Origin of the sequence: Streptomyces hyaluromycini (assembly GCF_002217755.1) — a bacterium.
Classification (GTDB): Bacteria; Actinomycetota; Actinomycetes; order Streptomycetales; family Streptomycetaceae; genus Streptomyces; species Streptomyces hyaluromycini.
On sequence record NZ_BCFL01000032.1, the window covers coordinates 130,510 to 143,766 of the forward strand.

The window sequence follows — 13,257 nt, forward strand, 5'->3', positions numbered from 1 at the left end:
GGACCGGTGTGCCCCGAGGGTCAGCCCGCCTGTCCCGAGCCACTCCCGTAGCGGCGCTCGAACGCGGCGACGCGGCCCTCGGAGTCCACCGTGCGGGCCTTCCCGGTGTAGAAGGGGTGGCTCTCGGACGAGATCTCCACATCGACCACCGGGTAGGTCTGGCCGTCGTCCCACTCGATCGTCTGGTCGCTGGTGGCGGTGGACCGGGTGAGGAAGGCGTATCCGGCGGCGCGGTCGCGGAAGACCACGGCGTGGTAGTCGGGGTGCTTGTCCTGCTGCATGGCGGCTCCTCGAAGGACGGGGCGGGCGGGCAGGGGCGGGCGGGCTCAGCCGTAGGCGGTGTCCTCGTCGACGATGTGCATCGCGGCCTCCTCGGCGGAGGCCCCGGCGCCGTCGATGCCGATGTCGGTCGCGACCAGGCCGTTCTCGTCGTCCTCGTGCGCCCCCTCGTTCGGGGCCACGAGCCGGCCGGAGCGCAGGTCGCCGACCTCGTTGTCCAGGAGCTCGCCGTCGCTGCCCTGGCAGTCGCCGATGCCGTCGCCGCCGGGGGCGGCCAGATCGGGCAGTTCCTCGGAGAGCCGCTGGTCCAGGGTCTCGCCCTGGTGGCGCTCCGCCGCGGTCACCCCGGTGTGCTCCACCGCCCACGGCCGCTCGGGCGGGGACCAGCCGCGGTCCAGGGGATCGCTGACGCCGTCGGACTCCAGCGTGTCCTCCACGTCGAGCAGCCCCGTGTCCTCACGGATCTCGGATCCGTCGGGCTGGTAGACGTCGTCCCCCCATCCGTCGGCGGTGGTCACGGCTACCTCCAGGGGGTGAGGACGCGGTCCGCGGGGCGGGCCGCCGGCACGCTCGGCACAGGCGCACGGTGCGAACCGTACGGTTCGCGCCCGGCCCCCGAACCGGTGCCGCTCTCCAGCCTTCCACCCCTGCTCGCACCTGCGCAACGGCACGGGGTGCGACCTGCGGCGTACGCCCCGTGCCGCACCCCGTGCCACGGCCCGTCACCCGTGCCACGACCGCCACAGCGCGGCGTAGGCGCCGTCGGCCGCCACCAGCGCGTCGTGGCTGCCGAGCTCGCTGATCCGGCCGTTCTCGACCACGGCGATGACGTCCGCGTCATGGGCGGTGTGCAGCCGGTGGGCGATGGCGACCACGGTCCGGCCGTCCAGGACCCGGGCCAGGGACCGTTCCAGATGGCGGGCGGCACGCGGGTCCAGGAGCGAGGTCGCCTCGTCCAGGACCAGTGTGTGCGGGTCGGCCAGCACCAGCCGGGCCAGCGCGATCTGCTGCGCCTGCGCCGGCGTCAGGGCGAGCCCGCCGGAGCCGACCTCGGTGTCCAGCTCCTCCTCCAGGGCCCGTGCCCAGCCGTCCGCGTCGACCGCGCCGAGGGCCGCCCACAGCTCGGCGTCCTCCGCGTCGGTCCGGGCGAGCAGCAGGTTGTCGCGCAGGGAGCCCACGAAGACGTGGTGCTCCTGGTTGACGAGGGCGACATGGGAACGGACCCGCTCGGCGGTCATCCGGGACAGTTCCGCGCCGCCCAGGGTGATCCGGCCGTCGCGGGGCGCATAGATCCCGGCGAGCAGCCGGCCGAGGGTGGACTTGCCCGCGCCCGAGGGGCCGACCAGAGCCAGCCGGGTGCCGGGCGCGACCTCCAGGGAGACCTCGCGCAGCACGTCGACGCCCTGCAGGTAGCCGAAGCGGACCTCGTCCGCGTGCACCTCCCGGCCGGCGGGGGCCAGCGCGGCGTCCCCGGCGTCCGGCTCGATGTCCCGGACGCCGACCAGCCGAGCCAGCGACACCTGGGCGACCTGGACCTCGTCGTACCAGCGCAGGATCAGGTTCACCGGGTCGACGAGCATCTGGGCGATGAGCGCGCCCGTCGTCAGCTGGCCGACGTCGATCCAGCCCTTGAGGACGAAGACGCCGCCGATCATCAGCACCGAGCCGAGGACCGTGGTGTGGGTGGCGTTGATCGCCGGGAACAGCACCGACCGCAGCCACAGGGTGTAGCGCTCCCACGCCGTCCACTCCTTGATCCGGCGCTCGGACAGGGCGATGCGGCGGGCGCCGAGCCGGTGCGCCTCGATGGTGTGCCCGGCGTCCACGGACTCCGCGAGGGCGGCGGCCACGGACGCGTACCCGGCGGCCTCGGAGCGGTAGCCGGAGGGCGCCCGCCGGAAGTACCAGCGGCAGACGACCACCAGGACCGGCAGGGCCAGCAGCACGGTGGCGGCCAGCGGCGGAGCCGTGACGGCGAGTCCGCCGATCAGCAGCACGACCCACACCACGCCGATCGACAGCTGCGGCACGGCCTCCCGCATGGCGTTGGCGAGCCGGTCGATGTCCGTGGTGATCCGGGACAGCAGGTCGCCCGTGCCCGCCCGCTCCAGGACGCCCGGCGGCAGCCCGACCGACCGGACGAGGAAGTCCTCGCGCAGATCGGCCAGCATCCGCTCGCCGAGCACGGCACCCCGCAGCCGTACCTCGCGCACGAAGACGGACTGGACGGCGAGCGCGGCCGCGAACAGGCCGATGGTCAGGCCCAGATGGAGGTCGCGGGCGCCGTCGGAGACCCGCTCGACGAGCCCGCCCAGCAGGTACGGGCCGGCCATGGAGGCGACGACGGCCACCGTGTTGACCGCGATGAGGAGGGAGAAGGCCCGGCGGTGCCGGTGGAACAGTTCGGCCACGTAGGCACGCACGGTCGCGGTGGCGCCGACGGGCAGGGTGGTGGCCGTCGTCGGGGCCGCCGGGTCGTATGCCGGTGGCGCGACGCCGATCATGCGCTCTCCTCGATCTCTTCCAGCGCCCTGCTGTGCAGCGCGGCTTCGTTCTCTTCCAGCGCCCTGCCTCGCGGCGCGGCTTCGTGCTCTTCGAGTGCCGCGCCCTGCAGGGCGGCTTCGTCGTCCGTCTCACGTGTCACGACCGACCGGTACCGGCGCTCGGTGCGCACCAGTTCGCGGTGCACGCCGACCGCGACGACCTCGCCGTCGAGGACCAGGACCACCCGGTCGGCCCGGTCGAGCAGCAGCGGCGAGGAGGTGAACACGACGGTCGTACGGCCGGACCGCAGCGCGCGGACTCCCTCCGCGATCCGGGCCTCGGTGTGCGAGTCGACGGCGGAGGTGGGTTCGTCCAGGACGAGCACCCCGGGGTCGGTGATCAGCGACCGGGCCAGCGCGAGCCGCTGGCGCTGCCCGCCCGACAGGGACCGGCCCCGCTCGGTGATCCGGGCGTCCAGCGGGTCGGTGACGTCCAGCGAGCCCTGGAGCAGGGCGTCCAGGACGTCCGCGCACTGGGCGGCGGCCAGCGCGTCCTCGGCCCGCACGGCCCCGGAGGCCGGCACGTCGAGCAATTCCCGCAGTGAACCGGAGAGCAGCACCGGGTCCTTGTCCTGGACGAGCACCGCGGTGCGGGCGGCGTCCAGGGGGAGTTCGTCGAGCGGTACGCCGCCGAGCAGGACGGAGGTGCCGGCCTCGGCGGGGTGGCCGCCCAGCCGTTCGGCGAGGAGTCCGGCCGCGTCGGGGTCGCCGCAGACCACGGCGGTCAGCCGGCCCGCGGGAGCGAGCAGTCCGGTGGCGGGGTCGTACAGGTCGCCGGCCGGCACGGTGTCCGCGCGCGAGCCGCCGGTGTCCGTGGCCCGGTCCAGGGAGAGCACCCGCGCCGCCCGTTTCGCCGACGGGCGTGAGAAGGAGTAGGCCATCGCGATCTCGGTGAAGTGCTGCAACGGATAGTTGAGGATCATGACCGCGCTGTAGACGGTGACGAGTTCACCGACGGTGACACGGCCCTGCCGGGCCAGGTTGACCCCGTGCCAGACGACCGCGATCAGCAGCAGCCCGGGCAGCAGCACCTGGATCGCGGAGATCAGCGACCACATCCGGGCGCTGCGCACGGCGGCGTGCCGTACCTCCTGGGAGGCGCGGCGGTAGCGGTCGAGGAAGAGGTCCTCGCCGCCGATGCCGCGCAGCACGCGCAGTCCCGCGACGGTGTCCGAGGCCAGCTCCGTGGCCCGGCCGGCCTTGGCGCGCTGGAAGTCCGCGCGCCGGGTGGCCCGGGGCAGCAGCGGCAGCACGGACAGGGCGACCAGGGGCAGACCGGCGGCGACGACCCAGCCGAGGGCCGGCTGGTAGAAGAGCAGGGCGACGCCGACCACGACGACCGTCAGCGCGGCGGCGGTGAAGCGGGAGACCGCCTCCACGAACCAGCCGATCTTCTCGACGTCGCCGGTGGAGACGGCCACCACCTCGCCGGCCGCCACCCGCCGGGTCAGCGCGGAGCCCAGCTGGGTGGCCTTGCGGGCGAGCAGCTGCTGGACCCGGGCGGCCGCGGTGATCCAGTTGGTGACGGCGGCCCGGTGCAGGAAGGTGTCGCCGACGGCGATCGCCGTGCCGCACAGCACCAGCAGACCGCCCGTCAGGGCCAGCCGGGTGCCGGAGCGGTCGACGACGGCCTGGACGGCGAGACCCACACAGAACGGGAGCGCGGCGACGGACACGAAGTGCAGCAGTCCCCAGGCCAGTGCCTTGAGCTGCCCGCCCAGCTGATTCCGCCCCAGCCACCACAGGAACCGGGGACCCGAACGCGCGTCCGGCACGCCCGGATCGGAATACGGAAGATCTTGAATCTGCATGGTGTCCCAGCGGCTCGGGTCGGGGGAGGTGGCGACAAGCCGTGAAAGGTTCGCGTCGGAGCGTCGTCGAAATCAAACGGTTTTTCCTGCCGGCCGTCGAAATCCCCCCTCTTCCGGCCAGGGCCTCCCGCCCAACACGCGCCGAATGTCAGAAGATTTAGCTAATTGACCGGTATGTGATGTCAGGATGGGCGGGTGCAGATCAAGAGTGTCCGGCGGGCGACCGCCACGGCGGCGGTCCTCGGAGCCGTGCTGGTGACCCTGAGCGCCTGCGAGGCGTCACCGAGCGGTGGCGCGAAGAACGGCCTGCCGGGGCCGCACACCAGACCCCCGAAAGCTGCCCGCGCCGCCGGAGCGGGCCCGGCCGGGCAGTCGGACCGGCCCGCTCCGGTCGGGGATCCGGGCCGGCTGCCCGGTGTGGGCGAGCAGTGGCAGGCGCTGATCCCCGACCACTCCGGCCAGGTCGTCGCCGTGTACGGCGAGGGCAGGGACTCGGCCGACGCGACCGTCGTGCTGTACACCCGGCAGGCCGGCGGCTGGCAGCCGGTGGGCAGTTGGCTCGCCCACAACGGGCGGGCCGGCTGGACCACCGACCACTACGCCGGTGACGGACGCAGCCCGGTCGGCGTGTTCACCGTCACCGACGCCGGCGGTGTGCTCCCCGATCCGGGCACCCGGCTCTCCTACGCCCAGGGCCGCGACCTCTACACACCCCCGCACTACTGGAGCCCGGCGTACCGGCACGACTTCGACTACGTCATCGCCGTCGACTACAACCGCCTGCGGGGCACACCGCCGCACGACACCACCCACCCCTGGGGCGACGGCAGGGGCGGCGGCATCTGGCTGCACCTCGACCACGGCAGCGGCACCTCGGCGTGCATCGGCCTTCCCAGGGAGGCCATGGTGTACCTGCTCCGCACCCTCGATCCGGCCCTTGAACCCGTCGTGGTGATGGGGGACAGGCCGAGCCTGCGGTCCTAGCGCGGCCCCGGGCCCCGTGCTGTGTCACTGTCCGCCCGGACTTGCCTCCCCGCCGGACGGGCCCGCCGTGGTGCCGCCCGCGTCCACCAGGTCCACGTCGTCCGCCCGTACGTAGGCGAGCCGGTGGCCGAACTGGATCTCGTAGTACCGCTGCCGGCCCAGCACCACGGGCTGGGGCGTGTCGGAGAAGGTGGACCGGTCGACGTAGGAGCCGCCGACGCCTGACTGCGTCACGTACCGCTGGCCGGCCCGCAGGCTGTACGGCAGCGGCGACTCCTCTTCCTCCTCCACTCCCTCCGGGTAGGCCTCCTCCTCCGGGAGAGCCCGCCCGAACACCGGGATCTCGTCCAGGCCCTCCTTGGGCGTCACCATGCGGCCGCGCGCACCGACGGCCGTCGGGTGCACCGCGGGGTTCTTGAACCACGCCTTGTTGCCCTGGTACCAGATCGCCGTCCACTCGCCGCTGCGGTCGGCCACGGCGAAGATCTGGCCGGTGGAGACGCGCGAACCCAGGTCGCTGACGTCTTCTGTGGACTCGTCGCCGTCCGGCCGGCGGCCCGGGTCCTGGATCAGCGGAGCGTTCTCGTCCGGCCGGGTGTACAGGCGGACCGCGCTGGAGCCGTGCGGCCGGCACGGTACCCCGGCGCCGTCGCACCCCGTGTACCGCGGCTTGTGGGTGGCGTAGTCCGGCAGGATCATCACCACGGGGCTGTCCGGTCCGGCCGTGGCCTTCAGCGGTGCGCCGAGCAGGTCGAAGTAGTGCCGCCAGTCCCAGAACGGTCCGGGGTCCTCGTGCATCTCGGGAATGCTGTCGCCGGTCGGGGACGGCACGTTGTCATGGCCGAAGATGTGCTGCCGGTCCATCGGGACGCCGTACTTCTTCGCGAGGTAGCGCACCAGCCGGGCCGAGGACCGGTACATCTGCTCCGTGTACCAGGTTCCGGGGTGGGTGAGGAAACCCTCGTGCTCGATGCCGATCGAGCGGGCGTTCACGAACTTGCTGCCGGAGTGCCAGGCCTCGTCCTTCGTCCTGACGTGCTGGGTGATGTGGCCGTCGCTGGAGCGGACCGAGTAGTGCCAGGACGCCTCGGTGGGGTCCTGCACGGTCTTGAACATGTTCGGCAGCGTCGACTCGGTGTCGTGGATGACGATGTACTCGATCCGCTGGTCCCGGGGCCGGTCGGCGAGGTCGTGGTTGCCGTAGTCGCCGTCGTCGTCGATCTCCTCGTAGGGCGCGGCGAGCCAGTCGCAGGCCAGTTCGGGCGGGCACTCGACGTTCTTGGGCCGTTTGGGGGTCTGCGGGCCGGGGTGCGGACGGACGCCGGGGGTGGCGGGGAGGGTGACCTCCTGCCCCTCCGCGGTGGTCCGGTGCGCGCCCTTGCGGATCAGGCCGAAGACGTCGTCGGCGTATGTCGTCGCCGATGTGACGTCACGCGTACCGGGGAAACGTTCCACCGCCTGCCACCAGGCCTCCGGGTCGGCGCTGAGCGGCTTGCCGAGATGCCGTTGGGTGGCGGCCAACAGCGCCGCGCCGCCGCGTACGTTGGCCTCGGCGTCGGTCCGCAGCTGTCCGGCGGGAACCTTGATCAGCCGTGCGGCGTGTTCCAGGTCCGCCGGCTGCACGGCGTGACCGCCCGCGGCGAACGCCGTTCCCGCCAGCGGGTCGGCCCTCCCGCCGTCCGGTTCCGGCGGGCCGGGTGCCGGTGCCGGGGCGTGGGCGCGGTCGGTGTCCACCAGGTGCATCGGGCCGTAGCCCCCCGCGACGCTGGGGGTGCCGGGGTGGGTGTCCCAGCGAGACTGCATGTAGGACACACTCATGAGCACGCTGCGCGGCACGTGGAACTCGCGCGCGGCGTCCGTGAAGGCGTTCTGCAGACGTTGGTCCTCGGCCTCGTCGGCGCCGGACGTCGGGAGGATCAGCAGGGGTGGCAGCAGTGCGGCCGTCGCGATCAGGCAGGCCGTCAGGCGGCAGGTCCGGGGGGCACCGGGCACACGTGGAGCGACAGTTCTTCTCATACCAGAGGGTCTCCAACCGCTTGCTGAGGGTCACCGGGCACGCTCGTCGCAATCAGGGCAAGGGGGTTGCCCTTCGCATCACCCCTCGTACGTTTCCGTGCCCGGCGCGGCACGGCGCGCCGAACGTCGACCGGGTGGCCCAGCGTTCCGGCAGAGGCCACCCGGTCGGCGGGCAAGGGCTCGGCATCCGGCGGCGGCCGCACACCGCGCGGGCTCAGTCCTCGACCGGGTCCACGTGCCAGTCGGGGTGGCCCGGCATCGGCGGCGTGTCGGGTCCGTACAGCCACGGCGTCAGAAAGGGCGTCAGATCCTCGCCCGCGACCTCGGAGGCGAGCGCGACGAAGTCCCGGGTACCGGCCGCGCGCCCCCGGTACCGGGTCACCCAGGTGCGTTCGATCCGGTCGAACGTGTCGTCACCGACCTTCTCCCGCAGGGCATACAGCACCAGCGCCGAGCCGTCGTAGCGCATCACCTTGAACAGCGTCGGCTCCGTGGGCTCGGCCGGGGCTCCGTCGTCGTGGCGCCACTGGTCGTGCTGCTCGTAGGCCGCCCGCATGGCGTCCTCCATGCTCACGCCGCCGTGCTCGGCGGAGTACAGCCGTTCGTAGAAACGGGCGTGACCCTCGCTCAGCCACAGGTCGGACCAGCGCCTGATGGCGACGCTGTCACCCGTCCAATGGTGGGTCAGCTCGTGCACGAGGTTGCGTTCGGCATCGACCTGGTCGCCCAGCAGGTCGTCCTTCGGCACGACGGACAGCGACTGCGTCTCCAGCGCCACCGGCAGGTCGGTGTCGCCGACCAGTACGCCGTAGCGGCGGAACGGATACGGGCCCAGGCGCTGTTCCAGCCAGGCCAGGTGCTGCGGGGTCAGCGAGCGGTCGGCCTCGGTGTCCGTGACCAGGTCGTCGGGGACCACGTCGCGCACGGGCAGGCCGTGCGGCCCCTTGCTGTCGACGAAGGCGAACCTCCCGATCGCCATCTGGACCAGCTGCGCCGCGATGGGCTCCTCGGAGTCGTACGTCCACCGGACCCGCCCGTCGGGTCGCCGGACGCGGTCGACGAGCCGGCCGTTGGCCACCGCGCCCAGACCCGGCGGGGTGGTGATGCGGAAGGTGACGGGGGCCCGCAGGCTGGGGTGGTCGTCCACCGGGAAGACCATCTTGGCGCCGTCGGGCTGAGCACAGATCAGCGTGCCGTCGGGGGTGGGCACCCAGCCGTACTCCCGGATCGCGTCGCTCCGCCGCCGTCGCTGGGTGGGGTCGGCGGTGTAGGCGACGTGGACGGTGAACGTGCTGCCGCGCCGGATCGGCCGTGCCGGCGTGACGACGAGTTCGTCGCCGTCGCGTACGGCGGCGGCCGGCGTGCCGTCGACGGTGACCCGGTGCAGCGTGTTGCCGGCGAAGTCCAGGTCGAAGCGGGACAGGGCCTGCGTGGCGGTGGCGCTGATGGTGGTACCGGCCGGGAAGGGCGTCTCGGGGGCCCGCCAGTCGAGGTCGAGCGTGTAACGGCGGACCGTGTAGCCGCCGTTGCCGTCCAGCGGCATGAGCGGGTCGCCGATGCCGGGGGCGCCGGGGGACGGGGCGGGGCCGGCCGCGGCCGCCGAGGCGCCGAGGGCGGCGCCCTGGCCCCGGTGCGGGACACCGGCGGAACAGCCGGTGCCGGTGAGCGCGACGGCGCCCGTGAGCGCGAGGGCGGCGCGCAGGGCGTGACGAGCGGTCATGATCTCCATGACAGCACTGTGACGGCTTGATCCGCTTATAGCACCATATGTACCCATGGTGCGCGATCGCTCGGTCGGGTGGCCGACCGGGCGGCCGTCGACCGGTCCGGCCATTGCGGTCGGTGGTCAACTCCCCGTAGAACACCGGCCATGAGAAAACGGATCGTCATGTCCATGCTCGCCGGAGCGACCCTCCTGGCGAGCGCGCTCCTCGGTACGGGTGCTCCCGCCGCCCGTGCCGCCGACGTCCCGGCCGAGTTCGGCACCGACTGGCACGACCCGGTCACCGCGGCCCCGCCGGTGTCCGTGCCCAAGGGCGCCAGATCCTGCCAAGTCACCCTGGCAGAGGCCCAGTTCCGCGACTTCACCCCGTACCGGGGAACGTACACGCCCCCGCAGGGCTGCGGCGACCGCTGGAGCAAGGTCGTCCTGCGGCTGGACGGCAAGGTGAAGGGCCGTCAGTACGACCGACTGGGCTATCTGCACGTCGGCGGCGTCGAGGTGCTGCGCACCTCCACCCCCGAGCCCTCGCCGGACGGCATCGAGTGGCACGTGGAGAAGGACGTCACCCGCTACAGCGACACCTTCCGTTCCACGCAGGACGTCGAGATGCTCATCGGCAACGTTGTCGACGACACCTACACCGGCGTCATCGACGTCAAGGCCACCCTCACCTTCTACGCGGGACGCCCCGAGGCCTCGGTCCCCGACAAGGTGCTCACCCTGGCCGGCGACGGCACCACCCTCACCACCCCGCGCAACAGCGAACGCATCGTCGCCGAGGTGTACGCCACCGGATCCGGCGGCGGCTGCGAGGAGTTCTGGTACCTGACCGTGGCCGACCCGGCGTCGTACTCCTGCAAGGCGGACAAGGGGCCCTACCGGGAGGTGCAGATCAAGGTCGACGGCCAACTGGCCGGAATCGCCGCGCCGTTCCCGAACGTGTGGACCGGCGGCTGGTCCAACCCGTTCCTCTGGTACGTCGTTCCGGGCCCGCGCGCCTTCGACGTCAAGCCGATCGAATACGACCTGACGCCGTTCACCGGGCTCCTGAACGACGGCCGCCCGCACAGCGTCGAGGTCTCGGTCGCCGGCGTGCCCGCGGGGCAGTCCGGCTGGAGCGCCCCCGTGAACGTCCTGGTGTGGCAGGACGCCCACCGGGCCCACGTGACGGGGAAGGTCACCGAGGTCAAGGCGTCCGAACCGGCCAACTCCTCCGTCTACACTCCCGGTTCCGGCGAGTACCGGGTCGACACCGACGCCGGGCACCGGCTCACCGTCGCCGGATACGTCGACACCTCGCACGGCCGGGTGACCACCACCGTCAGCCGCACGCTGGCCAACACCTCCGTGCACCGCTGGAACGACGGCGAGACGACGGACGCGCTCGACGCCACCTGGACGGACGACCAGAGCGTCACCGTCGGGGCGGGCGGGGCGCCCCGGACTACCCGCACCGACCGCACGTACACCATGAGCGGTGCCATCACCGTCGGCACGGACGACCGGCTGCGTACCGTCCTCACGCTCGGGGACCGGGCGGCGGTGACCGAGGCGCGAGGCGGCCGGCGCACCGGCTGGTCACGGCTCGACGACACCTACAGCGGCGACGCGACGTACACCCTGAACGTGCCGCGCGACCAGCGGCACGCGGTCGGCACGTCGAGCGAGCGCTACCGGCTGTACGGCTCGGACGGCTGCTACGACCGCTCGCTGGCCACCGAACAGGGGGTGCTGACGGTGGATCGCAGCGGCTGCTGAGCGGCGGCCGCTGAGCCGAGTTGTGTGCGATGCGTCACTCGGTCCGTGATTTACACGGCCGTGACACGGCGGTCTCGGACGGGATCAAGAACACCTCCAGAGTGAACGGCACGGAAGCAGCTTTCCGTATCGCAGAAGTCCCGCTCGGCTTCCGCGAGTCGAACCCCCACTAGGAGTGCCCGTGCCGCCGTCCGTCCCGTCCCTGCCGCGACGCGTCGCACGCATACTGCGTACCTCTCTCTTCGCGCAGGTCGCCTGCGCGCTCGTGCTCGGAATCGTCGTCGGGCGGCTGTGGCCCGGCTTCGCCTCGGACCTCCAGCCGCTCGGCGACGGTTTCACCCGGCTCATCAAGACGATCATCTCCCCGCTCGTCTTCTGCGTGGTCGTCGTCGGCATCGCCAAGGCCGGTGACCTCAAGGCCTTCGGGCGGATCGGGCTCAAGGCGCTGATCTGGTTCGAGGTGGCGAGCACGCTCGCGCTGGTCATCGGACTCGTCGCCGCCAACGTGGTCCAGCCCGGTTCCGGGATGCACGTCGATCCGGCCACGCTGAGCGCCAAGGCGGTCGACGCGAAGACGGGCGGCGGCTCGCTGCCCTCGACGACCGAGTTCGTGCTCAACGCCCTGCCCACCAGTTTCATCGGCGCCTTCGCCGAGAACTCCCTGCTCCAGGTGCTCGTCCTGGCTTGCCTGGTGGGCGCGGCCCTGCTCCACCTCGGCCACACCAAGGTGCCGCAGGTGCTGCCGGCCATCGAGCAGGCCCAGGAGATCATCTTCGCGATTGTCGGCTTCGTGATGCGCCTCGCCCCGATCGCCGTCTTCGGCGCGATGGCCGTCCTGATCGGCCAGTACGGACTCGGTGTCATCGAGACCTACGCCAAGCTGATCGTCCTGTGCTACGCGGCCGCCGCGCTCTTCATCGCCCTGCTGGCGGTCGCCCTGAAGGCGGTCACCGGGCTCAGCCTCTGGAAGTTCGTCCGCTACATCCGCGAGGAGCTGCTGCTCGCCCTGGGCACCGCCTCCACGGAGTCCGTGCTGCCGCGCGTCATGCAGAAGCTGCGCAAGGCGGGCGCCCGGGACGACGCGGTCGGCCTGGTGCTGCCCACCGGCTACTCCTTCAACCTCGACGGCGCCTCGCTCTACCTCTCCATCGGCACCCTGTTCATCGCCCAGGCCGTGGGCGTCGACCTGAGCCTCGGTCAGCAGATCACCGTCGTCCTGGTGCTGATGCTCACCAGCAAGGGCATGGCCGGCATCCCCGGTTCGGCGTTCCTCGCGCTGTCCGCCACCGCCTCCTCGCTCGGCGCCATCCCGGCCGGCGCCGTCGCCCTGCTGCTCGGCGTCGACCGCATCATGGACTCGATGCGCGTCGTCACCAACCTGCTCGGCAACTGCGTCGCCGTCTTCGCGGTCTCCCGCTGGGAGGGCGCGCTGGACGTGGAGCGGGCCCAGCAGGTGCTGGGCGGTGCGGCCCGGGCGGTGCAGTCGGTGCAGGAGGAGGTCGCGGAGGAGCCGGCCAAGGAGCCGGTGCCCGAAAGCTGACGCCGACCGCGAGGCGAGAAGCGGCTCCCCCTTGCAGCAGGGGGAGCCGCTTCGGCATGGCTCAGCAGTGCTTCGCCGCCACCGGCCCGTCGACCAGGGTGTCCAGCAGCCCGCCCAGCACCACCCGCTGCTCCTCCGAGAGCGGGGCCAGGATCTCCTCGACCGCCGCCCGCCGCGCCGCCCGCAGTTCGCGCAGGGTCTCGTACCCCTCGTCCGTGATCTCGATCCGGGTCACCCGGCGATTCGTCGGATCCGGCACCCGGCACACCTTGCCGCTCGCCTCCAGGCCGTCGACCAGCGTCGTCACCGCGCGCGGCACCACCTCTAGGCGTGCGGCGAGGTCGGCCATGCGCGGGGGTGCGTCGTAGTGCGCGAGGGTGCGCAGCAGCCGAGACTGGGCAGGGGTGACGCCCAGATCGCGCGCCTCCAGATGGCGCTTCTGGATACGCCACACCCGGCGCGTGAGGCGTAGCAACTGCTCGGCGAGCGGGCCGTCGGGGTCGGGGGTGCTCATACGGGAACAATATCAGGACTATGTTCATTGTGAGTATAGGTAACAGTGAGCTATGCTCCGTGAGTCCGTACACACCACACCCTCCGTAG

General features: G+C 72.2%; 10 protein-coding genes. 3 read left to right on the top strand and 7 right to left on the bottom strand.

Features of this window, described 5'->3' with window-relative positions; genetic code table 11:
- Nucleotides 1-20: 20 nt before the first annotated feature.
- From SSP29_RS43280 to SSP29_RS43295, 4 genes are all read right to left on the bottom strand, one after another.
- Nucleotides 21-281, bottom strand: a complete 261-nt coding sequence (locus SSP29_RS43280) for a type B 50S ribosomal protein L31 (protein WP_089106448.1) — start codon at nucleotides 279-281, stop codon at nucleotides 21-23.
- A 45-nt stretch (nucleotides 282-326) separates the two neighbouring features.
- The gene (locus tag SSP29_RS43285; RefSeq protein WP_089106449.1) at nucleotides 327-797 is read right to left on the bottom strand and encodes a DUF5709 domain-containing protein; all 471 of its coding nucleotides are present in this window, start codon (nucleotides 795-797) and stop codon (nucleotides 327-329) included.
- Nucleotides 798-1,001: 204 nt separating this feature from the next.
- Nucleotides 1,002-2,783: an ABC transporter ATP-binding protein gene (locus SSP29_RS43290; RefSeq protein WP_089106450.1), complete on the bottom strand. Its 1,782-nt coding sequence runs from the start codon at nucleotides 2,781-2,783 to the stop codon at nucleotides 1,002-1,004.
- Nucleotides 2,780-4,633, bottom strand: a complete 1,854-nt coding sequence (locus tag SSP29_RS43295; protein ID WP_089106451.1) for an ABC transporter ATP-binding protein — start codon at nucleotides 4,631-4,633, stop codon at nucleotides 2,780-2,782. The genes SSP29_RS43290 and SSP29_RS43295 overlap by 4 nt, the downstream gene beginning before the upstream one ends.
- A gap of 195 nt (nucleotides 4,634-4,828) precedes the next feature.
- Here SSP29_RS43295 and SSP29_RS43300 point away from each other — a divergent pair, with 195 nt between their 5' ends.
- Nucleotides 4,829-5,617, top strand: coding sequence for a L,D-transpeptidase family protein (locus tag SSP29_RS43300; protein WP_089106452.1), 789 nt, complete (start codon nucleotides 4,829-4,831; stop codon nucleotides 5,615-5,617).
- Between the two features lie 24 nt (nucleotides 5,618-5,641).
- Here SSP29_RS43300 and SSP29_RS43305 read toward each other — a convergent pair whose 3' ends face one another.
- Together SSP29_RS43305 and SSP29_RS43310 are read right to left on the bottom strand one after the other, a co-directional pair.
- Entirely contained in the window at nucleotides 5,642-7,633 is a 1,992-nt protein-coding gene (locus SSP29_RS43305) for an N-acetylmuramoyl-L-alanine amidase (RefSeq protein ID WP_150136060.1), read from the bottom strand.
- Between the two features lie 214 nt (nucleotides 7,634-7,847).
- Entirely contained in the window at nucleotides 7,848-9,362 is a 1,515-nt protein-coding gene (locus SSP29_RS43310) for a M1 family metallopeptidase (RefSeq protein WP_245883524.1), read from the bottom strand.
- 141 nt (nucleotides 9,363-9,503) lie between these two features.
- Between SSP29_RS43310 and SSP29_RS43315 the strand changes: the two genes are divergently transcribed.
- On the top strand, nucleotides 9,504-11,114 hold the full coding sequence (locus SSP29_RS43315; protein WP_150136062.1) for a peptide-N4-asparagine amidase: 1,611 nt from the start codon (nucleotides 9,504-9,506) through the stop codon (nucleotides 11,112-11,114).
- A gap of 181 nt (nucleotides 11,115-11,295) precedes the next feature.
- Complete coding sequence (locus SSP29_RS43320; RefSeq protein ID WP_089106454.1) at nucleotides 11,296-12,654, top strand: cation:dicarboxylate symporter family transporter; 1,359 nt, start codon at nucleotides 11,296-11,298, stop codon at nucleotides 12,652-12,654.
- A 61-nt stretch (nucleotides 12,655-12,715) separates the two neighbouring features.
- On the opposite strand, the gene SSP29_RS43325 is transcribed toward SSP29_RS43320, so the two are convergent.
- Nucleotides 12,716-13,168 (bottom strand): MarR family winged helix-turn-helix transcriptional regulator, encoded by a 453-nt coding sequence (locus SSP29_RS43325; protein WP_089106455.1) that lies wholly within the window; start codon nucleotides 13,166-13,168, stop codon nucleotides 12,716-12,718.
- Nucleotides 13,169-13,257: the final 89 nt, after the last annotated feature.

Bases quoted from the DNA above. Each gene is read 5' to 3' on its own strand.
- SSP29_RS43280 (WP_089106448.1), bottom strand. From the start codon at position 281: ATGCAGCAGGACAAGCACCCCGACTACCACGCCGTGGTCTTCCGCGAC.
- SSP29_RS43295 (WP_089106451.1), bottom strand. From the start codon at position 4,633: ATGCAGATTCAAGATCTTCCGTATTCCGATCCGGGCGTGCCGGACGCG.
- SSP29_RS43305 (WP_150136060.1), bottom strand. From the start codon at position 7,633: ATGAGAAGAACTGTCGCTCCACGTGTGCCCGGTGCCCCCCGGACCTGC.
- SSP29_RS43310 (WP_245883524.1), bottom strand. From the start codon at position 9,362: ATGGAGATCATGACCGCTCGTCACGCCCTGCGCGCCGCCCTCGCGCTC.
- SSP29_RS43290 (WP_089106450.1), bottom strand. From the start codon at position 2,783: ATGATCGGCGTCGCGCCACCGGCATACGACCCGGCGGCCCCGACGACG.
- SSP29_RS43325 (WP_089106455.1), bottom strand. From the start codon at position 13,168: ATGAGCACCCCCGACCCCGACGGCCCGCTCGCCGAGCAGTTGCTACGC.
- SSP29_RS43315 (WP_150136062.1), top strand. From the start codon at position 9,504: ATGAGAAAACGGATCGTCATGTCCATGCTCGCCGGAGCGACCCTCCTG.